The sequence below is a fragment of the Pseudoalteromonas sp. PAST1 genome (assembly GCF_021532515.1).
Classification (GTDB): Bacteria; Pseudomonadota; Gammaproteobacteria; order Enterobacterales; family Alteromonadaceae; genus Pseudoalteromonas; species Pseudoalteromonas simplex.
The window spans coordinates 1-23,978 of the sequence record NZ_JAKGBH010000033.1 but is presented as its reverse complement, the minus strand read 5'-3'; the positions used below and the strand labels follow the sequence as shown (position 1 = coordinate 23,978).

General features: G+C 40.0%; 23 protein-coding genes and 1 pseudogene. 17 read left to right on the top strand and 7 right to left on the bottom strand.

What is annotated here, in order from left to right; all coding sequences use genetic code 11:
• Nucleotides 1-2: 2 nt before the first annotated feature.
• From L1272_RS15760 to L1272_RS15745, 4 genes are all read left to right on the top strand, one after another.
• Nucleotides 3-656 (top strand): hypothetical protein, encoded by a 654-nt coding sequence (locus L1272_RS15760; RefSeq protein ID WP_138558825.1) that lies wholly within the window; start codon nucleotides 3-5, stop codon nucleotides 654-656.
• 10 nt (nucleotides 657-666) lie between these two features.
• Nucleotides 667-1,650 (top strand): conjugal transfer protein TraF, encoded by a 984-nt coding sequence (traF, locus tag L1272_RS15755; protein ID WP_235373821.1) that lies wholly within the window; start codon nucleotides 667-669, stop codon nucleotides 1,648-1,650.
• The gene (locus tag L1272_RS15750; protein WP_235373820.1) at nucleotides 1,650-3,008 is read left to right on the top strand and encodes a conjugal transfer protein TraH; all 1,359 of its coding nucleotides are present in this window, start codon (nucleotides 1,650-1,652) and stop codon (nucleotides 3,006-3,008) included. The genes traF and L1272_RS15750 overlap by 1 nt, the downstream gene beginning before the upstream one ends.
• A gap of 181 nt (nucleotides 3,009-3,189) precedes the next feature.
• Nucleotides 3,190-3,492 (top strand): hypothetical protein, encoded by a 303-nt coding sequence (locus L1272_RS15745; RefSeq protein WP_036973894.1) that lies wholly within the window; start codon nucleotides 3,190-3,192, stop codon nucleotides 3,490-3,492.
• Nucleotides 3,493-3,526: 34 nt separating this feature from the next.
• Here L1272_RS15745 and L1272_RS15740 read toward each other — a convergent pair whose 3' ends face one another.
• A complete protein-coding gene (locus L1272_RS15740) occupies nucleotides 3,527-3,949 on the bottom strand; it encodes a hypothetical protein (protein WP_036973893.1) in 423 nt (140 codons plus the stop codon).
• A 246-nt stretch (nucleotides 3,950-4,195) separates the two neighbouring features.
• Nucleotides 4,196-4,958, bottom strand: a protein-coding gene (locus tag L1272_RS15735) for an IS5 family transposase (RefSeq protein WP_235373819.1) whose coding sequence is annotated in 2 segments (ribosomal slippage) — nucleotides 4,196-4,489 and nucleotides 4,491-4,958 — 762 coding nt in all. Because the reading frame shifts where the segments join, the coding sequence is not laid out codon by codon here.
• A 355-nt stretch (nucleotides 4,959-5,313) separates the two neighbouring features.
• On the opposite strand from L1272_RS15735, the gene L1272_RS15730 reads away from it, so the two are divergent.
• From L1272_RS15730 to L1272_RS15690, 9 genes are all read left to right on the top strand, one after another.
• Nucleotides 5,314-6,039 carry a hypothetical protein gene (locus tag L1272_RS15730; protein ID WP_036973892.1) on the top strand — a complete coding sequence of 242 codons (726 nt, stop codon included), beginning with the start codon at nucleotides 5,314-5,316 and terminating at the stop codon, nucleotides 6,037-6,039.
• A complete protein-coding gene (locus tag L1272_RS15725; protein ID WP_235373818.1) occupies nucleotides 6,036-6,938 on the top strand; it encodes an LPP20 family lipoprotein in 903 nt (300 codons plus the stop codon). Before L1272_RS15730 ends, L1272_RS15725 begins: the two co-directional genes overlap by 4 nt.
• Nucleotides 6,939-6,946: 8 nt before the next feature.
• Nucleotides 6,947-8,077: a hypothetical protein gene (locus L1272_RS15720; RefSeq protein ID WP_036973889.1), complete on the top strand. Its 1,131-nt coding sequence runs from the start codon at nucleotides 6,947-6,949 to the stop codon at nucleotides 8,075-8,077.
• Complete coding sequence (locus L1272_RS15715) at nucleotides 8,074-9,441, top strand: hypothetical protein (protein WP_235373817.1); 1,368 nt, start codon at nucleotides 8,074-8,076, stop codon at nucleotides 9,439-9,441. Before L1272_RS15720 ends, L1272_RS15715 begins: the two co-directional genes overlap by 4 nt.
• Before the next feature lie 9 nt (nucleotides 9,442-9,450).
• The gene (locus L1272_RS15710) at nucleotides 9,451-10,746 is read left to right on the top strand and encodes a hypothetical protein (protein WP_036973886.1); all 1,296 of its coding nucleotides are present in this window, start codon (nucleotides 9,451-9,453) and stop codon (nucleotides 10,744-10,746) included.
• Nucleotides 10,746-11,459 carry a hypothetical protein gene (locus tag L1272_RS15705; protein WP_036973884.1) on the top strand — a complete coding sequence of 238 codons (714 nt, stop codon included), beginning with the start codon at nucleotides 10,746-10,748 and terminating at the stop codon, nucleotides 11,457-11,459. The genes L1272_RS15710 and L1272_RS15705 overlap by 1 nt, the downstream gene beginning before the upstream one ends.
• Nucleotides 11,460-11,477: 18 nt before the next feature.
• Nucleotides 11,478-12,695 (top strand): murein transglycosylase domain-containing protein, encoded by a 1,218-nt coding sequence (locus L1272_RS15700; protein WP_036973883.1) that lies wholly within the window; start codon nucleotides 11,478-11,480, stop codon nucleotides 12,693-12,695.
• A 1-nt stretch (nucleotide 12,696) separates the two neighbouring features.
• Complete coding sequence (locus L1272_RS15695) at nucleotides 12,697-13,266, top strand: hypothetical protein (protein ID WP_036973882.1); 570 nt, start codon at nucleotides 12,697-12,699, stop codon at nucleotides 13,264-13,266.
• 108 nt (nucleotides 13,267-13,374) lie between these two features.
• Nucleotides 13,375-14,136: an IS5 family transposase gene (locus L1272_RS15690; RefSeq protein WP_036973881.1), complete on the top strand. Its 762-nt coding sequence runs from the start codon at nucleotides 13,375-13,377 to the stop codon at nucleotides 14,134-14,136.
• A 46-nt stretch (nucleotides 14,137-14,182) separates the two neighbouring features.
• On the opposite strand, the pseudogene L1272_RS15685 reads toward L1272_RS15690, so the two are convergent.
• From L1272_RS15685 to L1272_RS15670, 4 genes and pseudogenes are all read right to left on the bottom strand, one after another.
• A pseudogene (locus L1272_RS15685) lies at nucleotides 14,183-14,611 on the bottom strand (transposase); the annotation flags it as partial.
• Nucleotides 14,612-14,790: 179 nt separating this feature from the next.
• Nucleotides 14,791-15,798 (bottom strand): zinc-dependent alcohol dehydrogenase family protein, encoded by a 1,008-nt coding sequence (locus L1272_RS15680; protein ID WP_036973880.1) that lies wholly within the window; start codon nucleotides 15,796-15,798, stop codon nucleotides 14,791-14,793.
• A gap of 22 nt (nucleotides 15,799-15,820) precedes the next feature.
• A complete protein-coding gene (locus L1272_RS15675) occupies nucleotides 15,821-16,828 on the bottom strand; it encodes a zinc-dependent alcohol dehydrogenase family protein (RefSeq protein WP_235373816.1) in 1,008 nt (335 codons plus the stop codon).
• 74 nt (nucleotides 16,829-16,902) lie between these two features.
• Entirely contained in the window at nucleotides 16,903-17,661 is a 759-nt protein-coding gene (locus L1272_RS15670; protein WP_235373815.1) for an SDR family oxidoreductase, read from the bottom strand.
• A gap of 155 nt (nucleotides 17,662-17,816) precedes the next feature.
• Between L1272_RS15670 and L1272_RS15665 the strand changes: the two genes are divergently transcribed.
• Nucleotides 17,817-18,710, top strand: coding sequence for a LysR family transcriptional regulator (locus L1272_RS15665; RefSeq protein WP_235373814.1), 894 nt, complete (start codon nucleotides 17,817-17,819; stop codon nucleotides 18,708-18,710).
• Nucleotides 18,711-18,882: 172 nt separating this feature from the next.
• On the opposite strand, the gene L1272_RS15660 is transcribed toward L1272_RS15665, so the two are convergent.
• Nucleotides 18,883-19,392 carry a helix-turn-helix transcriptional regulator gene (locus L1272_RS15660; RefSeq protein WP_062564760.1) on the bottom strand — a complete coding sequence of 170 codons (510 nt, stop codon included), beginning with the start codon at nucleotides 19,390-19,392 and terminating at the stop codon, nucleotides 18,883-18,885.
• A gap of 197 nt (nucleotides 19,393-19,589) precedes the next feature.
• Between L1272_RS15660 and L1272_RS15655 the strand changes: the two genes are divergently transcribed.
• The 3 genes from L1272_RS15655 to L1272_RS15645 form a co-directional block, all read left to right on the top strand.
• The gene (locus tag L1272_RS15655) at nucleotides 19,590-20,579 is read left to right on the top strand and encodes a hypothetical protein (protein WP_055022336.1); all 990 of its coding nucleotides are present in this window, start codon (nucleotides 19,590-19,592) and stop codon (nucleotides 20,577-20,579) included.
• A gap of 3 nt (nucleotides 20,580-20,582) precedes the next feature.
• On the top strand, nucleotides 20,583-22,976 hold the full coding sequence (locus L1272_RS15650) for an efflux RND transporter permease subunit (protein WP_235373813.1): 2,394 nt from the start codon (nucleotides 20,583-20,585) through the stop codon (nucleotides 22,974-22,976).
• 128 nt (nucleotides 22,977-23,104) lie between these two features.
• Nucleotides 23,105-23,978: DUF4158 domain-containing protein (locus tag L1272_RS15645; RefSeq protein ID WP_235373812.1), on the top strand; the 874-nt coding region annotated here is incomplete at its 3' end.

Genomic DNA, 23,978 nt, shown 5'->3' with positions numbered 1-23,978 from the left:
TTATGAATGCAGTTAGTTCAGAACTCATAGGTTTAGTGGATGGAAGAAGTGTTTCATATAATATAACAAGGGACATTTCACTGATTGTTTCGCTGATGTCTCTTAATGCAAGACCTGCTCTTGTTGCTGAGCTCTTTCCTTATATCAAAATTGGACGCTATAAAGAAATAAAAAGGGAAGTAGACACTATTTCTTCTAAGCCATTTGAGTTCAAGAAAATTGCAAATTCGGTTGGGTATGGATGGGTTGATTCAAACCGCGAAGGATTTTTGATAGCGAATCTACTATTTAATGAAGCTAAAGCTCTTTACCCTAATTTTGATTTTGATAATCAGAATGTTTTTGCCGATATGCTTGTTAATGTTTGTATAAGCTTTAATAAGCGATTCCAAGATTTGGTCGACCCAATTGACATTAATCAAGTTAATTCATTGTTTTGTGGAATTTCTAAGCAGGACTTATACCCAAATAGATGCTCATGTGGCCGCTTTTATTTAAGAACAACCCAAAGCTTCACTTCTTCTTGTCCTTGGTGCCGTTGTGGTGTTAATCCTAAATCAGTGAAAACAATAAAACTTAAAAAAGTAAATATCCATCATTTCGTTCAAGAGCAATCAGTTCGAGTACAACACACGCAAGTAGCTAAAATTTCGTAGGTTGAAAGGAATGAGATTCTATTTAAGTTTAACCATTGTAGCATTGGGAGTAATGAATGCTGGCTTTGTGTCTGCTAAAAGCTCACCGGTTTCTGGAACAGAAAAGCCTAGTAGAGGATGGCACTTTTACGAAGATCCTGAGCTTGTAGATGAGGAAAAGCAAGAAGTTCCAAAGGCGCAACCTCCTTCTGCACAGCCAAATGACAAGAAACAACCAGAAATGGTTGAAATTAATTCAGCATGGTTAAAAGAAAACCTTCCTAAATTACTCAATATAGCTATTGATGATCCTAGTACAGAGAACATTTCTAACTATTATTACGCACAACGTTTAGCTATCGACAAAGCGAATGCATTTAGCGATCAAACAAAAGAATTTTTTATGTTTGAAGAGCAACTTTCTGAAAGTAACCGCCGACCAAATTCAAGTAATGCGTTATTTGCTCATAAAGTAAAAACAAATAAAGATAAAGCCAAAGTGTTCAATTCTTTATTCGATAAAGTTGGGCTGTGGATGTTCTATCGTTCTGACTGCCCGTATTGTCACCAACAACTTCCTGCGATGGAGTCCTTAGCTAAGATAATGGGGGTTGATGTGTTAGCAATCTCAATGGATGGCATTCTTTTAGATAAAGAGTTCCCGGGAGTTAAGCATGTCATCGACCCTAACATGACTTTGTCTCGAAAGTTTCAAGTGAGCATTACCCCTACAACAATGCTTGTCTCAAATGATGGTCAGCACTTTCAAACAATTAAATATGGCATGGCATCAGGTAGTGAACTTGTTCAAAGAGCATTCTATGCAGCAAAACGGATGAACCTCATTAGTGAGGAGCAATTCGTTAAAACACAAGAAGTGAAAGACATTCTTGTGTCAAAGGAGCCTTTAGTAGTTGAAAAGCAAAAGTTAGAAGACAACCCTTCAATTCTATCTGATCTACTCAGAAAGCGGCTTAATGAGATTAACCTTTCAACGACATCAAAGGCTCAGTAATGTTTAAAATTAATAAATTAACAGTGCTAATTGCACTTAGCGCTTTGTCTCCATCAATTCATGCTTCAACTGTGATGGAAGATGTCTTTACTGAAGCTGTAACATTTCAAACGACAACTGCTACTTCATTCAGTACACCAACAAGAAACGGTATTAGTTTTGGTGGGGCTTCTTACAGAGTAAAAGGGGTAAGAGCGAATGTCGTTAATTTCCAACCTCCGAAAATATCTGGAGGCTGTGGTGGCATCGATTTTTTTGCTGGAAGCTTTAGCTTAATAAACTCCGACCAATTAGTGCAAATGGGAAGGGCGATTGCACAAGGTGTACCATCATACGCCTTTAACTTGGCTTTAACTTCAGTTTGTCCCTCATGTAGTAAGTTAATGTCAGACCTTCAAACAAAACTTGATGAATTTAATCAAATGACAGCTAATGGTTGCGAAAAGGCTGTTGGATATTTGGGAGATCTGAAATTAGATGACGGCACAAATGCAGTCGATACTTTCAAGAGCTCAGTGCAGTTTGGTGCTTTAGAAGGACTCGCAAATGATGCTTCAGGTTGGTTAACAGATAGAGGTGAGGCAAACGCTACAAAAGGCGATACAGATAATACAGCTGTTAAAGCAGAAAAAAATGGTGTCGAAGTAGAAGTTAATACAGCTCATCATATTCTAGTGAATGCAAATGTCAGTGCTTATACCCATTCCTCAATCTCAGGTTTGGGTGGTGCAAACTTAAAAGACCTGATCATGTCGTTAACCGGTACAACAATTTCTAGAAAGTCTGGAAGCACAAGCTCGACCGATACTGGGATTGATGTAATAACTAAACCTGCAACTGTCTCATTAAGAGATATTTTCGAAGAGTCTGATACAGGCTCAATTAGAGTAATGAAGTGTAAAAGCACAGATCCAAATTGCTTAAACCCTATTGAACAAACTATCTCAAGCAGAGGCTTAAAGTACATTTTTGATGATATAGCAGAAAAGCTCGTTGCCAAAATTGATAAAAGACTGAATGTAGCTCAGACGGCAGATGAAATAGCACTACAAGCTATTGCAGATTTAAATGCTACAGAGTTAGTTAGCGCTTTAAAAAGCCCTCGGTTGGCCGCAAAGACATTATCATTGACAGCGCAGGAAGCTGTAGCTCAGCAAATAATAACGGTACTTCAGGAAGTGCTTCATAACATCAAGTCAAATTCATCTGTAGGTGTATCACTAAAAGGGGCTGTTGCTAAACCATATATCGAATCACTGGATAAGCTCAATGATGATCTTGATAAAATGCGATACAAAATAGGTGAAGATTTGAAGTTGGTTGCTACGCCATATGCGGTTACCCAGGCAATGAAGTAATTTAAAATTAGCTGGTGGGTTTAATGCTCATGTATGATTAAGTTGTTGTGTCAAAGCGCCTTAACAAATATACGGAAAATTTGTTTGTTAAGACGCTTTTTATTGAAGATTGCAAAGAGGGTACTCATTAAAAGTACGCTTAGAATAATAGGTGAGTTAAATCAATAACTGAAGGCAAAATATGGCGGAATCTAGAGAACTTAGAAGCTTTTGGAAAATGGTGATAGCTGTTTTATATATAATTTATCTTTTGCATATCTACGTCACAAATAGGGTTGTTGCTCTTCTCAGTGATGGTACCCCAAATACGACATTAATTTTACGAGGTTGTACATCAGTTGAATGTCATATCAAAGGTACATTAAGAACAGATCCAATATCTTTGGAAAGCTACATTTTGAAAAGTGATGGAACAAAGCTTTATTTTAATCGCGATGAAATTTCAAGTTTGTCATGGCCAGTTATAGGTGCCAATTCTGAATAAGCTTTGTAATCTTGCTACTCTGGTTAGAGACAGGTTATAAACGATCTAACAAGATAATGCTAGCCGAGTTTGAATATTTTAATGATACTGTATTTTGTTTGGTGCTAAATGATCCAGTAATTCCAAGCAAGCTCTTTATTTCATTATGAGCCCATTCAATGAACTTTTGTGAGCCACTACACAAGCCAATACAAAAGCATTTATTATTTCTTTGGTAATATTTCCTAACCCATTCATCACCTTCAATATAGCCTGCAATAAATGCCAGTACATTAGTTGATTGAGATAATTTAGGTGGGCTTATAGTTAAACTTTTCTTACGTACAATGCCAAACTGTTTTAGTGGTTTAGCAATTACCTTAGAGGTAAATCTAACTTCAACCATAACCGCGTTACTTGCAGAAAACCGGTAACTTAAGGTGTTCCCAAAATCTAAATACTTAGCAAAATCGATCAAAATGAGCTCATTGTTAATGTGTTGAGAAAGGCCAATACGTTTATCACCATCAACCCATCCATCTGCAGCAATAAAGCCAGCCCAGAACGCACTTTAAATTGATCCGTCAGAAAAACATTCATCATTTACTGCAAAGCGGCCATAAGCGAGTTTTTTAATTTCAAACTTGGGGTTAAATCCATCTTTACTGGCTGGAAATTGTTGAAGAAAGCTAGGGCCTGTTGAACTTTACTGTACATATTTCAATCAGCAATACATAGGCAACCACATCATTGAAAATGCCAGTGAGACCATGCTGACATAGTTCCGTGCTAATTTTTCATATCTAGTTGATATTGCAAGATAATGTTTAATTCTCGCAAAGGCATTTTCAACTAAGTGGCGATATTTATAGAGACACCAATCGATACTGTTTTTGTCTATATCTTGACCATGATTCCGCTTGGGGATGACTGAAGCGCCTCCTTTGGCTTCAATATATTCCCTCAACATATCACTATCATACCCTTTGTCGCCGACGAAAATGTTCACTTCCCGCAAAATGGTCAACTAAGCTTTGAGCGCGAGTTATGTCATTTCTCTGGCCTTCCGATAGTTCAAAATAAATGGGAAGCCCTCCGCTATCCACGGCTAAATGGATTTTTGTAGAGTTACCACCTCGACTCTTTCCTATGCACTCATTGTCTGAGGTCGCTTCGCCAGTGCTATGTTGATGAGCTTTAACAATCGACCCGTCAGCAAAGACCCAATCGTAATCAGAAAGTTTTGCTAACTCATTGAATAACCGGTTTAATAACCCTTTCTTTGACCACAAATTGAAGCGTCTATAAATGGTGCTCCAACCACCAAACTCTGTGGGTAAATCTCGCCATGGGATACCCGTTCTCAGCCGGTAGAGTATCCCTTCAAACGTCATTCTGTGTTCTGGTTTGTTGTATATGCGGCCTGTATTTTTCATTACTTGAAGTAGCTTTAGCCACCGCGTATCAGTTAGCATTAGTCTAGGCATGGTATTGGGTTGTTATTTTACTTTTGGCGAAGCAAATTATAACGCTTTACCATGCCGCTCAAAAACTAATCACGAAAGTTCAACAGCCCCTAATTCTAAGCCTGTATATGCTATTTAAGTAAAAAAATTAAATTTTTTATAAAATGAGATAAAAGTATGAATGCTGGCTGAATGCCTTGTCAGCGTTACATTTGTAATAAAATGAAAGGTAAGTAAATAAAAAGTTCTTAATTTGTAGGGTTGCATTTTTTCATAATTTCGGTAATTTTAATAAAATATCCAAGGAAGAATGAACCAAGTCAACAGCTTAGCTTTGTGCTTTCTTGTGTTTTTATAAGTATAGGGAAATAACCTAATGAAAAAAGCTAGCTTATCTGCCATTATCTTCGCCCCCCTTTTCGCCGGTTGTGTATCTACAACCGACACAAGTACATCTGCTAATCTAGACAGAAGTGCAGCCGTTGCAGAGTTAACAACTCGCATGGACACTCTCGGCTATTTTCACCCAGTTGAAGTACAACCAGGGATAGATGAGTTTTTAAATATGTCCGCTATTATTTTAGAACGTCAACGCAAGGTTATGGCTGAGTATCGCACTCAAACTGATAACTATAGAGATGTGCAAGCATTTTTATATGCTCATAAGAATTCTACACCTGAACGATTACAAGCTGCCATTATTGAATTTGACGCAGGAGCTAAAAATAAAGACGAAGAAATTGGTCATAAAATTGCGGCTTATAATTTAGCTAATGAAGGTATTTACCAACAAAATGTAGAGCTTGCGACAGACTTAACAATTGAAATAGCTAAGTCTGCTTATATTTTGAGCCAGCACAGTAGTGCAGTAGCTAAAGTTACAGCTTTGCGAATGGGAGGTGATGTAGTTAGCTCTTGGTTATCAAGCGATGAAGAAAACGCCGAAAAAGAAGAAGATCCAAAAGATATAGGCACTGCACTTGTTAAAGCAAAAGATCAGCTTGCATTAGCACTTGAAGCAAACGAGATTATTGAACTTGAGCAAGCAACTATCACAGCTATAAATGAGCTTCAGCTTGAGCAAGAAGAGAAAGGCAGATGAAAACAAGCATTTTTGCTTTTTTAGTAGGATGTGTTTTTAATTGTTCAGCTCAAAGTTGGCCTGACTGGGTAACCAAATCCCATAAAAGTGATAAATACATTACTGCAGTCGGCATTGGTGAAAGTCGCTTAGCCGCAAAGCAAGCGGCTCTAGCCGACATTACGACTCAGTTAAGCGTTAATGTAAATACACAGCAATTACAAACGCTAAAAAAGCAAAATAATCGAGTAAATAACTATTTTGAACAAACAACGAGCTTAACTAGTTTACCTATTACATTAACGGGGCTTGAAGAGCTTAATTCGATTAACCAAAATAATTTATTTGCTTTAAAAGTGGGCATAAAAAAAGCGACTTTAATCGCTAATCTTAAATCTGATTTAGAGGGACTAGAGCGTATAGCCATCCCCAAAAATAATGTAGAACAGCGATTTATATGGGCTCTTCAAAAAAGTGAAGAGCTTAATCTTGCCTCAAAAAAAGTCGCTTTGTTAGAGCACCTATCTGGCCCTAAGCCATTTATAAAACAAATTTTAAATAAACTTTTAAATGAACAGTCAATAGGGTTAGGCGCTATCGCTTGCGATGTGATAGGCGCTAATAACATTAGCCAAATAAAGTCCGCTCTAAATGATGCGTTACCGCATAGTGGTTCAACTCGCTTATGGGTAAGGCCACAATTACGATGGCAGTATGCTCAAAGCGATAATGCCTACCTCGCTAAAGCAAATCTAACCATTGTACTTACTCGAAGCGTGAGTCCATTTAAAGTACTGTTACAGCACAACATATCCGCCCAAGAAAGTGCCAGCACTCAAGAAATCGCAAAACAAAACGCGATTAATCATTTAGTAAAACAAATTAAAGCGCCTGCTAGTCAGTGGCTGTTTGATAATTAGGAATAGCAATGAAATTAGTCAAAAATTTAACTCTTTCTGCACTAACTATTGCCTTATTGGCTGGTTGTAACACAAGCCCAAAACAGGGAAGCACGACTCAATCTGGCACAGTGAGCAACAACGCTTCGAATACAGTAATCGCCAAAAGTGCTTATGAATTTAAAGATGCTGATATTGTAATGCCAGCCTATTTTGATACTCAAGGTTTAGAGCGTTGTACCTTCGATATTAATAGTGAAATCGATAGTTGCCCACTCAAAAAACCTATTGTACGTATGTATTTTGACTTAGCTGGTGTAAGCGGAAGTGGTATTGGTGTTGATGCAATGCGTGAGTTTGATAATCAAAATTTATTGCTTATGCTCGAAAACCAATTTGCTGGTATTAATCGATTTAGAATTGTTACGCGTGATGATGATGCTATTTCAAAAGAACAACAGTTAATTTTACAACAACAAGGTGTAGCAACAGCAGCTAAACGCGCTGAAGTTAAAGCATTAATTCCCGATTTTGTCGTGAAAATTGATTCACTAAGGACACTAAAAACTGAAGGGGCGATCACGGATTGGGCCGACTACACATTAGAGCTGACAACTGGTGTTATAAACCCGCAAACACGTGAAAAGCTATCGCACCCAAATTTAGGAAAGATTCGTGTTAAATCGGAAGATGTACGTGATCGCTCAGAGTTGAAATTTACAACTGTAAGCGGACGCTATGCAGCGGGTTTCCATTTTGATCAAAGTGCTCATGTAAATGCAGTACTTAGCGACATGGGATCGCGTGGTATTGATATTTTACTTACTCGTATGTTGAGTGAAATGCCAGCAACAGCGCAAGTGTTAGGTATTAAAGGTAATAAGATTAGCTTAGACAGAGGCCAAAATGCAGGTGTGCTGCCTAACGAAACGATGATCATTTTTAGCTATGAGGCTGGATTTGTTGAGCCACTTGGCGTTGCAAATGTAAACCCTTCGCGAAGTAGCGCTAATGGTGAAATTATTCGTTGGAAAGACTCTCGTGCAGCTGATGATGTTAAAAACAAAGCTGAAAATGGCATTTACCGTCCATCAAATGTTGCCAAAATATTTGCTGTATCGGTTGGCACGCCAGCAGACTTTTTGGAGAATAGGACATGATCAAAAAGCTTGGCCTATTAGCTTTGTGTTCTTTAAGTGCACAAGCCCAGGTTGATGTCTTGGCTGATGGCACACTGCAAACACAGGCGTGTGCTTATGGTCGAGGTAGCACGGCTATTTCTGGTGCAAAAGCTCAGGCAAGTGCCGAGCTTATAAGTTTTATTAAAGGTAACAAAAGCCTAACAACACAAGGTGCACAGCAACATTTAACATCCAGATTAGATGATGATGCGGCCAGCTTATATGAGCAGCAACGAACTACGATGATGGAAGGGTTGAGTGCCGGTGCTGTTCCTTTAAACTACTCAACGCCTACGCTTAGCGGTAACGACACGTGCATGACTGTAAGCCTCAATCCACAGGAATTAGGAGAGCCACTACAGCAAAACTGGCAGCAAACCACGCAAAATTTTAGTGTGACAGTAATAGGCCAAGGCTGGAAAAAAGAAGGTAAAACAGCACTAACCATAGCAGAGCAAGATGCTTTACAACGTGCTGTATCGCAAGTGGTAGGTGTATGGCTTACTCAGCAACATACCCAATCTTCAAGCACGAGTATGAGTATTGCTGAGGGTAATGAGTCAACAAGTATGCAAGAGCTGATAGGTCAACAGCTTTCGAGTCACAGTGAAGGGCTTGTTAAAGAGTGGCAAACGCTGCAAACCAAAGAGCTCAAAAATGGGGGGGTAGAAGTTACTATTTTGGCTGTGGTAGAAAAAGCACCTCTCATTCAAAAAGCATCTAAATTACTGAGCATGATTGGTTCGCCTAGAGTCCAAGTTGTTGCGCCAGAGCCATTAAAAACAGAGCTTAAAGTTTGGCTAAACGAGCAGGGTATTGAGGTTGGTAACGTAGCGAGTTTAGCTATTTATGCGAAGTCTACAGTGATTAGCCGAGGGAACAACAGGCAGCTTTATTTAACTGCTGACGTTAGAGACTTAGCTGGAAATATTTATGGTCAATGGAAAAACGACCCTTCATTTATGTCATTGCCTAAAGGCCCATACGTTGAAAAAGATTTAATGGCTGTACATTTAGCAAGTGAGTCACAATCAAAAGCACTTCATAGCACGCTTAATAATGCATTTACTCAAGTTGTTGCAAGGGGGGGGTTAGTTCGTGAAGTCATGTTGCCAAGTAATAAGTTAACCCAACCAGAAAAACTGCATGATGTATTAAGTACATTAGGTGGCGTAAGCGACGTATCTATACACAGACAACAAAAATATACTGTAGCAAGCCTTAGGTTTAAAGGTGATACCGGTGAGCTTGCTAATGCGCTCGATCAAGCATTAATGACAATAACAGCAAAAAACCTTTCGAAAATTACAGTCGAAGACGATTTTACACTCAGGTACAAATAAGGATGGATGATGAAATTTAAAATATTAACATTAGCAATGGTTTTAGCTATGCCTGCAATTGCAACTGAAGAGTTTAGCCTAACAGACATGATACCTGCTCGCCCTGGAGCGCAAGTAGCGGGAGCTGAACAAGCACAAGTTTCTGGCGATGTAGTGGTTGCAAAAGATACAAATGTGGCAGTGGCTGTTGCGCATCAGGCACTAATTGATGATAACGAAGATGGCATAAAAATGATTCAGGTTGGCAGTGGTACCGGTATTTTATCAATCGGTAGTGCTAGCTATAACACTTACGACAATATGAATGCATCGTTACTTTCTAAACGCGGGGCTTATAATCAAGCGTATCTAATTGCTAAAAAACAATTAATTGAAAATATGAAGGGAGTGGAGCATCAGTGCAGCAATGTCGTGTCTGCAATTATGGATTCTATCGATACAGGCGTCGAAAGTACTGTAAATGAACAGACTAATATGATGGAAGCGTGTAAAGAGTCTGTATCTGGTTCGCTAGCGGGTTTTGTTACCTATGATGTATACGACAACGTTGATGAAAAAGGTGTACGAGTAAGCCTGATTTCAACACCAAAAACACGTGCTCAAATTAAAGAAAACCGCGGTGCCGTAGCGGTGACTACTGAGCCAAATGCTATTTTTCAACAAGTAATTGGTGATGTTAAAAGCGGTGTTTTACCTCCTGTAGGCGCTAAAGTACTAACTAATGCAGAAACGGGAGAAGTAATTGTATTAGGTTACGGCTCAGCCATTGCCCGTCAAAACCGAAATAAAACGGTTGCACGTAAGCTTAAAGGTGTTGCTAAATCTCAATCACAAACGCGTGCCCGTTCAGCGTTGCTTGCCACCATTCAAGGTGAACAAGTGTATTGGCAAGGTAGCTTTAATGAAAAGCAAATGGAAGGCACTAAGCAGTTTGAATACGAAGACCCATATTTAAATGATCCACAGCAAGTAAAAATTCTTGAAGAAGACCGCAGTACTTTTTTAAATCAATTAAAAACATCAGATGAATACTCAACTGTTGCAAAGGGTAAATTACCACCGGGAGTGAGCGTCAAAAGTTTTGCAAGTGATGATGGTTTCTGGCAGTACAGTGTTGCTGTTTACGCGCCAAGTTTAGAGGCAACAGCGCGCCAAGCTGCAAAAGAAATGGCTGGTAATAATGGACAAACAGTAAACGGCGTCAGTCGTTATGGTCATAAAATTAAAGCTCATGGTGGGTTAAATGATAAAGCGGCTAATCCTCAGGGGGCATCAGGTAAAGTAGCGAGTGAAAAGGAGCTTTAATGTTAGCACCTATTTTAGCGCTTACATTGGTGGCTTCGGGCACCTTTGACTCAGAGCAAACAATTGAAAAGCAAACTGCTTATTTTAAAAGCCAGGCTAATGGTCAATACGCCCGAGTAATGGCGTTAAAAACGAGTGCAAAAAATGCGCTTGAGCAGGCATGTCGAAATGCGTTGACCCTGCCCCAGCGCAGTATTATTAAAAATACTTTAGCTAAAAAGCTCAATATTACTTTGCCAGTATCGGTAAGCTTTATTGACGCTGAGATTGCGGGCTATAAGCAAGAAAAACAGCAAGAATGGTTAACTTGTACTGGCGTTGTAATACCTGCTGCGCATGATATTAACGAAGCAGGTCTTGCCGTTAGAGCTGCTTGGCAGATTGGTAGCCAAAAAGATAAAACAAACTTACGTTCTTTATTGCAAATAGCATTAAACCACCCTACAACAATGTCTGATGCGGTGGCATTAGTTGCAGATCAATCACCAGAAGAGCAACGCTTAAGCTATCTCGATAAATATTTAAAAGTGAGTGAGTTAATACTCGATGAAGCTAAAGCGTCAGTTGCACAAACGTGGTTTGTTAATAGGCGCTACAAGCAAGTTATTTCACTAACCCAGCAATGCAAAAGTTTAGATTGTAAGCGTTTAAATTTAGCTGCTCAAACTGCTTTTGATAACCTACCAGCTGATGATTTAAGTAGCTACTTTTAATTTTATTGGGATATAAAAATGCATCCAATAGCTAAAATTCTTCTAAAAATAGGCGTATTCGCTAATTTAACAATGGGTTTTACCAGCATAGCTCAAACGAATAATGAGGCTGAATTTGAGGCTTTTCTAAAAAAGCGCCAGAGTGAGTTTAGCCAGTTTGAGCAACAACAAAAGCAAGAATTTGAAGCGTTTGTAAGTGCTTGGCATGATGCGCAAAATGCATATTTAAAACAAGTAACTACAAAATGGCAAGACCCAAATCTGCCAAGTTCAAAAGTATGGGTCAAATACAGTGATGACTTAAATAAACGCACCAGTGTAAATTTTGAAAGTGGTGAAGTGGTGGTTGAGCTATTAAATAGCCGAAACAACGAGCAAGCTGTTGAATATGCAAAAGAGCAATTAAATGAACTTGCTCAAGTCTCGGTTGATAAAACACTTGCAAAGGATCCGGTATATATTGCAGCTAATAATACCATTAACAATAAGAGCTTCACTTCTGCGGGTCAGTCTTTAAATAGAAAAATTGAAAGAAATAAGCCATTAACAACGATTCAACCTAAAAAAATAGCCGAGCAAACGGTGCTTTCTACCGAGATTGTAGAAAAGGTACTTTCTGCCAAGGCGCCTAAAATAATTAAGCAAAAAGACAGAGTAACAATTAGTTATAAGCTGCCTGCTAATACGCTCTCTAATCAAGCAAAACGTTACTTACCTGAGGTTCAGCAACAAGCAAGGCGCTACAATATAGAGCCGGCATTGTTATTAGCCATAATTCATACTGAATCAAGTTTTAACCCATTAGCTCGCTCACCCATACCTGCCTTTGGTTTGATGCAAATAGTTCCTACATCAGCGGGTAAAGACGTGAGTAACTTTTTGCAAGGTAAACCATTACTACTAAGCCCTGAGTATTTATTCCAGGCAGATAATAACGTAGAGGCAGGGAGTACTTATGTGCATATTTTAAGTAATCGTTACTTTAAAAATGTACGTAACGAGCAATCAAGAATTTACATGAGTATAGCTGCTTATAATACTGGCCCTGGCAACGTAGCCAAAACGCTAAGTGGCTCTAAATCACTTAATCAGGCAAGTATTGCAGCTAATTCAATGTCTGCAGAGAAAATTTATACCTTAATGGTTAACAATTTACCTGCGCAAGAAACCCGTAATTACTTACAAAAAGTGGTAAAACGCACCGCTTATTATCAAAAGCAATTGAAAGGAATTTAAAATGAAAAAGTTATTACCTGTTATAGCCGCTTTAGCTTTAGGTGCGTGTTCAAGCACTCAACAAACACAGTCTGAGCCGTTAGCAAAAAATGATTCAGTGCCAAGCTGGGTATTATTACCTGTGTCGGATAAAGGGTTAGCTTCATCATCATGCGTACCTTGGTCTGGCAGTATGTCTACCGACAGAGCACAAGCTATTGCAGCAGCTCGCGCCGATTTATCACAACAGATACAGGTTAAAGCAAGCGTTATGGACAAGCTATATCGACGTAAAGCGCAAAGTAATGATGAGCTAAATGTTGGTGGAACGTTTGAGCAAGTAAGTAAGCAAGTTGCACAGCAAAGCCTTGTGGGTGCTGTGCCGCAAGAAGTTGCTTTTGCTAAATTAGATGGTGTAAAACAGCTTTGTACATTCGTTGTAATGAGCAATACACAAGAAACGTTTAATAACCTGGTCGCTCAATCTGGTAAGCGTTTAGATCCAAGTTCACGCGAAGCTCTTTACGAAGAGTTTAAAGCCCAAAAAGCAATGAAAGATCTTGAAAAAGAGTTAGATAATTTAAATAAATAATAGAAAATTCTTTATTACTAGGGCGTGTTGATCTTTGTGGTATGAAGAACAAACAGCATGAAGATAAAGTATAATTGAATTCGCCAGAAAACTTTACACCGAACCTACATGCCAAGATTAATGTTAACAGACGGGACATGGAATGTCTTATCAAAAGTAATGTACTTAAGTGGTCGAATTTATAATAAGCCCGACCAAAGAAAAACGCTCGAAGGCATACTGTATAAGATGCGCACAGGTATTCCATGGCGAGATTTACCTTCTGATTTTGGCCGTTGGAGTGCTATCTACAGACGGTTTAATTTATGGTCCAAAAAAGGGATTTTGAATGAACTGTTTCGCGCATTATCTCGTGATGCGGACATGGATTGGGTCTTCATTGATGGCAGTATTGTCAGGGCTCATCAACATAGTTGCGGTGCAAGAACTGCTGACAATGAATCAATTGGAAAGAGCCGAGGTGGAAATTCTACGAAAATTCATCTTGCAGTCGATAGCGGAGGATTGCCTGTTTATTATGAATTATCCTGTGGAAATACGCATGATATCGTCCATGCAGAGTCACTCGTAGCTAATTGCCCAACAAGTAATATGGTTGTCGCAGATAAAGGCTACGACAGTGAAAAACTGAGAGCGTTTATTCGTGATAATAACGCTACTCTCGTTATTCCACGTAAGGGCAACCGTTTAGTAGGCAATGAAGATATTGACTGGTGCATGTACAAATATCGGCACTTGGTTGAGAATGCATTTGGCCGTATTAAGCAATATAAAGGGATAGCCACGCGGTATGAAAAGCTTGAACGAAATTATCATTCAATGCTCGCTTTAGCATTTACTATGATGTGGCTACCAATGTGGGCTGATTGATATATGTACTACAAAGATCAACAGCCCTAGCAAAATCGTTTGCATTTTAAACGATATACTGAGTTTCGGGCATACCTATCCCTGTTAGCTTGTTGAGTGCTTTGAGCATGGCGTATGTCTCCCCAACTTGTGCATTGTAATTTCGAAGCGTGAGTGAAGCGCCTAGTAGTTGTTTTGCGCGATACTTAGCGGTCTCCGACAATGAACGCCTGTGGTAACCATATTTTCGTTTCCACTTTTTGTTCGAACCATAGAGCTTTTGGCAACCAACCGCCAGATTACGTGGATGACCTTTTTCCCAGAAGGCGGCTCCTTCACGTGGAGGGATTAGTAGAGGTATCGCTTTCTTAACCCTAATCGCCCTGTGGCACTCCCTTGTATCGTAGGCGCCTTCTCCCGAAATTTCCTTGATGGATCGGCGTGTTCGTTTGAGTAAATTTGGGAGTACTTCCGCATCTGTCACGCCTGAAATATTGTACTTGCGCCAGTTAGTGGTTTTTAGCGAGGCTTCGGCATGTAATCAAAGTTAGTGAATGAATATCCCTGATCTGATCGTAAGATTCTGATTTAGTTCATTCGATTTCCGCAAAAAAGCCCACGCTAATTATAATCAGGCACTGACTGAGTTGAGAGACTAGCGTAAGCTACGAACTGTTAATCAAGTTCGACCACTATTTTACCAATCTGCTGATTGGACTCCAGATAGTGATGCGCTGCTACTATCTCTTCAAATTTAAAGCTTCGATCAATGACAGGATTGAGTGTTCCCTCGGATAAACCCGAGAGGATAAATTGCTTTGCTCTGCGAAAACGCTCGATGTCTTTTATAACTTCAGTAAACACATACCCCCTAACTGTCAGACTTTTACGAAGTGCTATTTTTAAGGGAAAAGGAGTTGTTTCGGGACTTAATGCTCCGTGAACTATTATTGTTCCTTCAGGGCTCATTGCTTCAGCAATTTCAGCTATCTGCGGCCCACTGACAGCATCAAATGCGATTTTTAAATTGTTTTCTCCCAAGATACTTCTCAAGCTATCCAGCAGCGGTTCTTCTTGGGTTGCAATCACATGGGCCGCGCCAGCCTTGAGCACAGCAGCCTTTTTAGCTCCTGTTAGAGTTGTAGCGATTGGGATACCCCCCAGAGCATTCACAATTTGAATCGCAGCCAATCCAACACTGCTCGATGCGGCGGTTATCAGTACTGCATCGCCTTTTTGCACGTTAGCAATTTCGACCAAAGCGCCATAAGCTGTCATGTACTGCATCCAAGCTGCTGCGCCTTCAGCAAAGGTTAGCCCTGCTGGTTTGAGTGCCACATATTCACTTGGTACGACAATCTCTTCTGCGTAGCAGCCGTTCTGAGAAAGCCCCATCTGAGGGACAATACAAACCTCGTCCCCAAGGCGTAAATGATTTACCTCTTCCCCGACTTCAATGACTATCCCGGATGCTTCATAGCCGATTCGCGAAGGGAAGTCAGCCTTTTCTATATAGCTGCCTCGCCTAAACATGGCATCAGCACGATTGAGCCCAACAACTTTGACCGCAATACGTACATCAGTGGCCTGCAAACTTTGACTCGCCAGCGAGTCAATAGTTAATACCTCGGGGCCACCTAATTCATGGAAACGAACAGTTCGAATTAGTTTTCTTGGGCTCATATGCATCCTCAACAATGACTTTTTAAGTAATTACATCAATAACGACTTTACCCATGGCTCCCAACTCTACGGCATTATGTGCATCCATTGCCGTGTCTAGGGAAAAGCGTAACGGATCGAGTAGTGGCTTAATTTGTCCAGCTTCAACAAGAGCCGTAATTTGCCGCAGAATGTCACCATGATGTTTGCGCCCCTCTCCGCTGAGCTGTGGATGTAACACAAAAATCGCTGACAATGTTGCAGAGCGTAATGACGACGGTGCCAGGTTATGTGAACTGAATGCAGCACAGCTTAAAATATGTCCATAATGTGCAATGATATCTAATGAAGCATCGAGTACAGAGCCACCGACAGTGTCGTAAATGATATCGAATCCTTTGCCTTGGGTGTATGCGTCCACGTACTCAGCAGGGCTTGCAGTGTGATAATCAATTGGCGTGGCACCTAGCGCCTTGAGCAGTTGTTGTTTTCCAGTCGACGCAGTGGCATAAACGTCGGCACCTAAGGCCTTAGCAATTTGCACAGCTACATGCCCAACTCCGCCAACTCCACCTTGGATAAGGACTTTCTGGCCCGCTTTAACATTCGCCTTGTCAACCAAACCTTCCCAAGCGGTAAGTGCAACCAGAGGTAAAGCCGCAGCTTCACGCATGGACAAATTTTTCGGTTTGAGAGCAAGTAACTCAGCATCTACGTTGGCATATTCAGCCAATGATCCTTGCAATCCTCGCACTCCGCCAGTCAGACCATAAACGGCATCGCCTATTGCAAAGTCGGTGACGCCGTCGCCGACAGCAACAATTTCTCCAGTTAAATCGGTGCCAAGTACTGCGGGCAATTCCGGCATGGCGTAAGGAGCGATACCTTGGCGGATCTTGTAATCAATAGGATTGACTCCACTTGCAAATATTTTTACTTGCACCTGACCTGCTGATGGAGAGGGTAAGTTAATCAGGGCATCCCGGAATACTGTATCCTCTTCATAGCTATCTAATACCAAACCACGCATTTGTCTGTTTAACGCTGTCATCAATAACCTCACAAACTGAATATTCAGCGGGTGGTTAAATCACCCGCTGGTTAATCGGTCTTTTATTAAACGAATTAAAACTCTTGAACAGTTGGGCGCAGAACAATCTCGTTGATATCCACATCCGCAGGCTGCTCAATTGCGTATGCGATAGCACGAGCAACAGATTCAGATGGAATTTCATTTTGCTGATAAAAATCTTTTACAAAGGCTGCACCTTGAGTATCTGAACTTCCATGTTTTAATTCAGATTCGACTGCACCTGGTGAAATGATTGTTGAACGAATTTTACCGCCAACTTCATGGCGTAAGCCTTCGGCAATAGCGCGAACAGCGAATTTGGTTCCGCTGTAAACCGTGCCGCCGGGACTGAATACTTTGATACCCGCTACGGAAGAAATATTGATAAAGTGGCCTGCTCCCTGAGCCTGAAAGATCGGAAGCGCTGCGGCTACTCCATACAGCAGACCTTTAACGTTGATGTCAATCATGCGATCCCATTCGTCAACTCGAGTCTCAGCTAACGGTGCAATCGCCATTAACCCTGCATTATTGATAACCACATCAACTTTACCGAAGCGCTCTTGTGCAAGATTTACAAGGGCCTTCACTTCGTCCTGGCTAGTCACATCTGTCGCTTGAACCGCAACTTCTCCGCCCGCTGCACGTATGTCAGCAGCAATAGCTTCAAGCTTCTCAATGCGTCGGGCACCTAAAACAACAGATGCGCCAAGGCTGGCTAAATGTCTTGCCGTGGTCTCGCCTAAACCGCTGCTACCACCAGTGATAACAACGACCTTACCGCTGATGTTATTTGCTAAAACACTGCTCATAGTTAATATCCTCAAATAAGTTGAATGACGTTGTCTAAATAACAAGCAAAGTATCTCTTACCTTCAAAAATCAATAAATGGAAATATTTTAATTTCACAATTCCATATTTTGGAATAATATTTATGTATTTATTTCAAACCTGAATGTGACTGTGATGCTTAACAGATTGGAAATGCTCCGGATATTTTGTACTGCTGCTGAGTCTCGCAGCTTTAAAGAAGCGGCTAACCGTCTGGGAATTTCTCCTCAGGCAGTGACGCGAGCAGTGAAGGAGTTAGAGCGATTGCAAGGGGAGCTTTTATTTCATCGAAATACTCGACACATACAAGTGACCCTAGTTGGAGAAAAATTTGCTTTGATAGCAAAAGAACGCCTGCGCGCTGTAGATGAATTGTTTCAAACAAGCGCCCCTAACTCGGGTAATGAATTACAAGGGCGTGTTCGTATCGCAGCGCCTGTTGGTTTTGGTCATAAGTGCTTAATGCCTGTGTTACTGGAACTTTCAACAATACATCCTCAACTAGATATAGACCTGACACTCAGTGACGAGCGCGTGGATGTAGTTGACGAAAAAATAGATATTGGGATTCGTATCGGCTTCATGAGAGATAGTCGATTTATTGCCCGCCAGCTCACCAAAATTAATATGTATGTCGTGGCTTCGCCTGACTTAATAAATAGAGTGGGAAGGCCTGCGTCTATTGAAGAACTAAACCACTTGCCGGTTACAGGGTTAGTAGATCGCAATACGGGAAAGCTTTGGCCATGGGTTTTTTCCATGGACAGACAGTGGACGCCATCCATAACACGTTTTCGAAGTGCCGACACCGAAGCTGAATTAATGGCTATACAAAATGGGCTGGGGTTTGCTCAAATTCCTGACTTTTTGGCCCAAGACTTATTACGCCAAGAGAAACTTGTGAGAGTGTTAGAAGAGATCGAGCCTGTGCCTTGGGATTTATATATTTATCGCCCTCAACGTGGTCCAGTACCACAACGTATTCGATTGGTTTTTGATCACTTGGTGTCAAGATTGAGTGTCCGCTAATGGGGATGTAACACGTTTCTGGACAAAAACGTTTCAGAGGCGAATTGCGGCTCTTTGTCAAAAACGGCCATTATTTCAAGTTAAGCCTATGCCTTTTAGATTATTCAACTTTACATAAGCTAAAGTGTTCTTATCTTCTAGATAATAGTAGGTAAGATAAAGGATGACTACTCTACTCTAGTGTACTGTCTGGCTCCATGAAGTCTTCTAAAAACCAAGCTGAAAACTCATGCCGACCCTCTACATCCGCTTTGACATATATACTAGAAGCCTGCTGACGAACTGTTTTTTCTTTGGTATCTCTTACACCACTAATTTCTCTAAAACTCAATCCCTTCAGCATTAACATAGCAACTTCTTGTTCACTTTTTGTCAGTCTCCACTGATTAAACTGTTCATTTATGACTTCACTGTACTTTATACGAGCGCGCTTCATTTCTTCCGAAATATTTTTTAGTTGAATGCCCGATTTATCTAATTCACTTTTCAACTGTTTAATACGCTTTGTGCGGTTTGAAATATCTCGAACCAAAAAAACAAAACCAATCGCTGAAGCTAAAACAATCAAGCTTTCTTCGACAATATGCCAAGTTGGAACACCTAAAGAAATATCAGTAATTACATCAAAAAAATTGAGTACCATTATTATAGCTAGAAGCACCGCTATCGATTTATCTTTCATTTAAAATCAACCAGTTAAAAAGTCTATGGGACATTTGTCTCATGAATCTACAACACATGCCTGACGTAAAAACTAAACATTATTTGTAAGGTAACTTCACTTTACAAACCATTCAAGGCAACTATCCCAGTTAGCCTAACAAGAGTCAGTAACAAATGATAGCAACCTCATATCGATTATTCTCATTAATAGCGTCAATGTTGTTAACTGTTTTAAGCATGCATATTCAAGCTGAACAAGTCACCAATTCAGTGATCGCCATTTCACAATTGGGAAATTTTAAACATAAGTTCCAAACCGTACATCGGGTTGACAGTATGGAGATAGAGCAAGTGCTTGGAGAAGTATCCTTCAAACCTAAATCCAGTTTCAAAGTACAACTGCCTTTTACACCGCAACAAATATCTTTTTTATACAATCCGGGTGTTAAGGTAAGTAAAGGACAAAAAGTAGCTAGAATAGAAGGGCCAGAAGTAAATCACTTCTTAGAAGAAATAGATGCCAGTAAATCAATACTTTTAAAAAGTAAGAAGCATCTTGAGTCTGTTAAAAATTATGCAAATTCGAAAACGATAAAAAGTGCTGAATGGTTAGACATCAACAAAACCTATCTTCAAGCAAAGTTAAGTTTTGAACACTTAAGCCATGCACTACAACAATTAGCCATCGATAAGAACGGCGATATTTTTATAATCAGTCCTTCTAATGGTCAACTTGAGTATACGAACGAACAATCACCATACCTTTTTGAAATAATTCCTTCCCATAATGTTTTTGTAAAATCTTCGCTATTAGCTAGCAATGTAAAAAATGTTAACTCATTTAAAACTGAAGATAATTGCATACTAAAAGTAGAAAATGTTGACGAAACAATCAGCCGTTATAAGCAAACAGTATGGAGTAGTTTCGACTCATCGTGTGAGCTTAAACTCGGGCAACAACTGTTACTAACACCTATCGTTTTAATTGAAGGTATTAAAGTCCCTCACCAGTCATTATTCGAACTCAATAACAAAAGCTATGTTGCAGTAAAACGAGGACAAGAAATAAACTTAGTTAAGGTCATTATTATTGGCAATGAGAATGATAGCTACATTGTTCAATCTGACAATCTAACACCTCAAGCCGAAGTACTTAGCTCCTTTGTTAGCATTGCCCAAGGTCTATTTCTCGGGCTGGGAGAATAAACGATGATAAGTGCGGTGATCAGGTTTTCTCTTATTCAACGAATTTTTATTACTATTTTGACTTTGCTCGTGACTGCTGCAGGAGTCAACGCTTGGTTTAATTTGCCAATTGATGCTTTTCCCGACATTTCTCCTACCCAAGTAAAAATCGTCTTAAAAGCACCGGGAATGACAACTTCGGAAATAGAAACTCAAATTACACGTATTGTCGAAACAGAGTTACTCGGTATTCCATCTCAAAAGATTCTTCGTTCAACCACAAAATATTCTATTACTGATATTACACTTGATTTTGAAGAAGGCACTGATATTTATTGGGCGAGACAACAAGTAAATGAAAGGCTGATGAATATTTGGGCTGAACTCCCAGAGGGTATTTCTGGTGGTCTTGCTCCTATGAGTACGCCTCTAAGTGAAATTTTTATGTTTACAGTTGATAATCCAAACTTAAGCCTTCAACAGCGACGTGATATTTTGGACTGGCAGATCAGACCGATTCTTCGAACAGTTGAAGGCGTCGCAGATGTAAACAGTTTAGGCGGCTATGTAAAAACATATGAAATAACACCAACTACTTTGAAAATGAAATCACTAGACGTTTCTTTTAGTGATATTGAACAAGCCGTAATAGCTAACAATTTAAATGGAGGACTTGGCCGAATAAACAAAGGTAACGACAATTTTGTTGTTCGAACACAAGGACAATTTGAAAAAATTGATGATATACGTCAGTTAGTTATAAAAAACAACCAACAAGGAATAATCAGGTTAGCCGATGTTGCAGCAATCAACGAAGGAAGTTTAATACGTTATGGTGCAGTGACACATAATGGTGAAGAGGCCGTACAAGGCTTAGTTATTGCGCTAAAAAACAGTAATACCGACCAAGTAGTAAGTTCAGTTAAAGAAAAACTTTTAGAACTAGAGCGCTCACTACCTAGTGGCACTACTATCAATGTCTTTTATGACAGATCTAATTTGATTAGTACTGCTATTGAAACCATCACAAATGCATTAGTTCAAGCTGTAGTGCTCGTTATCATATTGCTAGCCTTATTTCTTGGCAACTTTAGAGCGGCACTAATTGTCTCTATATCCTTGCCGGTGGCAGCTCTTGCTACTTTTATATTAATGAGCCATTTTTCCATATCAGCAAATTTAATGAGTTTAGGAGGCTTAGTTATTGCTATTGGTATGCTTGTTGATTCATCTGTTGTCGTTGTTGAAAATACTGTAAATAGGCTTTCAGAAAACAGCAAACTTCCTAAGCTGCATGTTATTTATAGAGCATGTAAAGAAGTTTCTGTGCCAACTGTATCAGGAACATTAATTGTCGTTATTGTTTTTTCCCCTCTATTAACTCTTTCAGGGTTAGAAGGGAAGCTGTTTACGCCTGTTGCATTGACGATTGTTTTTGCGATGTTATCTGCGCTAGTTTTAGCGTTTACTTGCATCCCGGTGCTAGCTTCAATGATACTGAAATCAAATGAAGCGAGTGAGCCTAGCTTCATCAAATCATTACAAATACAGTACAAAAAGTCGCTATTAAGCGTTATTAATTCACCTAAATCAGCATCATCGATAGCTTTTTTGGTGTTGATCACAAGCATTTTTGCCTTTGTAAGTTTGGGGAAAAGTTTTATGCCTACGTTGGATGAAGGAGACATCATTGTTCAACTAGAAAAGTCGCCATCTATTACCCTGCAATCCTCTCTAAATATTGATACCCAAGTAGAGAAAGCACTACTAAAACAAGTACCTGAAATACTTCAAATTGTAGCCAGAACTGGATCAGATGAGCTTGGCCTAGATCCTATGGGCCTAAATGAAACGGATATATTCATGGAGTTGAAGCCTCAAAATGAGTGGCGCTTTGATACCAAGCAACAGCTAATCGAAGATATACGCAACGTATTATCAAATTACCCCGGTATGAACACGAATTTTACTCAACCTATTCAAATGCGGGTAACTGAAATGCTAACTGGCACTACAGGCGATGTATCAATAAAAGTTTTTGGGGATAAAGTCCAAGAATTAGCAAATATCGCTGAAAAAATGAAAGTGTTAGTAAGCCAAGTATCTGGTAGTCAAGACATACAAACAGCATTGATAGAGGGTGGAAAATACATTCGCATTTCATTAAAACCTGAAATAGCTCATCAATTTGGTTTAACCACTAAAGCATTAACTGATTTTCTAAAGCCACAACTTGAAGGCTCACAAATATCTAAACTAGTTACCGTTAATAAATTTACGCCTATTGTTTTCGGTGCTTCGTCGAAGCACAAAGCAAGTCAGATTGGCTCAATAAATGATTTGAAACAAGTATCTGTTTTAATGCCTGATAATACCATTTTACCTCTAGAGAGCGTCGCTGACATTAAGGGGTTCTAGGGATTTTCCCCTCTAAAGTAACATAGAACGCTACAGGTATTATATTATATGGTCTGTGGCGGTGGGTTACCTTCCAATATTCTGCCATCTTATATAAACACCATCAATCATATTGGCGTTTATTCATCATGGCAATTAGTAATGAACTCTCGATTCTGACTCAGGCAGAACAACGAGACTTGTATTCAGCACCTCAGTTTTCTATTGAGGAACAACGTTTGTATTTTTCGCTAAACGATGTAGAACAGGCCGAATGCCGTACTATCAGGCTTACTAAACATCGTTGTTATTTCGTGGCGCTTCTGGGCTATTTTAAATCTAAGCCAGTGATCATTGCTCCGAGTTTCCGTGATATCAGTATCGACATGCAGTTTATTGCCTCCCAAATTCAAAGAGGTAAAGGGATCAGGCCTTTCAGTGTCAGTAAAATGCAGCGTGACCGTATTTACTCAAGGATACTGCGTCTACTAAATTACAATAAGTGGAATGAAAAACAGCACCTCAATGCTCTGTGCCACCACCTGGTTTACATTGGTCATGCCTGGCTGGAGCCTCGACACCTCTTTGATGCGGCCATTGAATACCTTGCCAGCCATAACATTGCCATTCCTAAGTACTCCGTGCTTCAAAGACTGATAAGCCGCACAATGCAACAGGTCAGAAAAGACCTGACGCTCCAACTGAATCAACTTACCAGTAATGAACTTAACGTCTTTCTGGACAACATAATCACTACTAAAGACGACGGGCTGAGTCTGAGCCATCTCAGGGGTGGTGCCAAAAGTCTGACCGTGCCTGAGCTTAAAAAAGAGCTCGCCATTTACCACCGGTTAGCACCATGGCACACGCAAATAAATGACGTTGTGGACAGGCTCAATCTGTCGCTAAAAAATCGACAACACTTCAGCGGCCTTATTGATTACTACGGCAGTAAAGTGCGGCGCTTCAAACGCTCACAGCAGCACCTGTGGTTACTGTGTCATCTGACAGAGCGCATGCAAC

Bases quoted from the DNA above. Each gene is read 5' to 3' on its own strand.
- L1272_RS15760 (WP_138558825.1), top strand. From the start codon at position 3: ATGAATGCAGTTAGTTCAGAACTCATAGGTTTAGTGGATGGAAGAAGT.
- traF (WP_235373821.1), top strand. From the start codon at position 667: ATGAGATTCTATTTAAGTTTAACCATTGTAGCATTGGGAGTAATGAAT.
- L1272_RS15750 (WP_235373820.1), top strand. From the start codon at position 1,650: ATGTTTAAAATTAATAAATTAACAGTGCTAATTGCACTTAGCGCTTTG.
- L1272_RS15745 (WP_036973894.1), top strand. From the start codon at position 3,190: ATGGCGGAATCTAGAGAACTTAGAAGCTTTTGGAAAATGGTGATAGCT.
- L1272_RS15730 (WP_036973892.1), top strand. From the start codon at position 5,314: ATGAAAAAAGCTAGCTTATCTGCCATTATCTTCGCCCCCCTTTTCGCC.
- L1272_RS15725 (WP_235373818.1), top strand. From the start codon at position 6,036: ATGAAAACAAGCATTTTTGCTTTTTTAGTAGGATGTGTTTTTAATTGT.
- L1272_RS15720 (WP_036973889.1), top strand. From the start codon at position 6,947: ATGAAATTAGTCAAAAATTTAACTCTTTCTGCACTAACTATTGCCTTA.
- L1272_RS15715 (WP_235373817.1), top strand. From the start codon at position 8,074: ATGATCAAAAAGCTTGGCCTATTAGCTTTGTGTTCTTTAAGTGCACAA.
- L1272_RS15710 (WP_036973886.1), top strand. From the start codon at position 9,451: ATGAAATTTAAAATATTAACATTAGCAATGGTTTTAGCTATGCCTGCA.
- L1272_RS15705 (WP_036973884.1), top strand. From the start codon at position 10,746: ATGTTAGCACCTATTTTAGCGCTTACATTGGTGGCTTCGGGCACCTTT.
- L1272_RS15700 (WP_036973883.1), top strand. From the start codon at position 11,478: ATGCATCCAATAGCTAAAATTCTTCTAAAAATAGGCGTATTCGCTAAT.
- L1272_RS15695 (WP_036973882.1), top strand. From the start codon at position 12,697: ATGAAAAAGTTATTACCTGTTATAGCCGCTTTAGCTTTAGGTGCGTGT.
- L1272_RS15690 (WP_036973881.1), top strand. From the start codon at position 13,375: ATGCCAAGATTAATGTTAACAGACGGGACATGGAATGTCTTATCAAAA.
- L1272_RS15680 (WP_036973880.1), bottom strand. From the start codon at position 15,798: ATGAGCCCAAGAAAACTAATTCGAACTGTTCGTTTCCATGAATTAGGT.
- L1272_RS15675 (WP_235373816.1), bottom strand. From the start codon at position 16,828: ATGACAGCGTTAAACAGACAAATGCGTGGTTTGGTATTAGATAGCTAT.
- L1272_RS15670 (WP_235373815.1), bottom strand. From the start codon at position 17,661: ATGAGCAGTGTTTTAGCAAATAACATCAGCGGTAAGGTCGTTGTTATC.
- L1272_RS15665 (WP_235373814.1), top strand. From the start codon at position 17,817: ATGCTTAACAGATTGGAAATGCTCCGGATATTTTGTACTGCTGCTGAG.
- L1272_RS15660 (WP_062564760.1), bottom strand. From the start codon at position 19,392: ATGAAAGATAAATCGATAGCGGTGCTTCTAGCTATAATAATGGTACTC.
- L1272_RS15655 (WP_055022336.1), top strand. From the start codon at position 19,590: ATGTTGTTAACTGTTTTAAGCATGCATATTCAAGCTGAACAAGTCACC.
- L1272_RS15650 (WP_235373813.1), top strand. From the start codon at position 20,583: ATGATAAGTGCGGTGATCAGGTTTTCTCTTATTCAACGAATTTTTATT.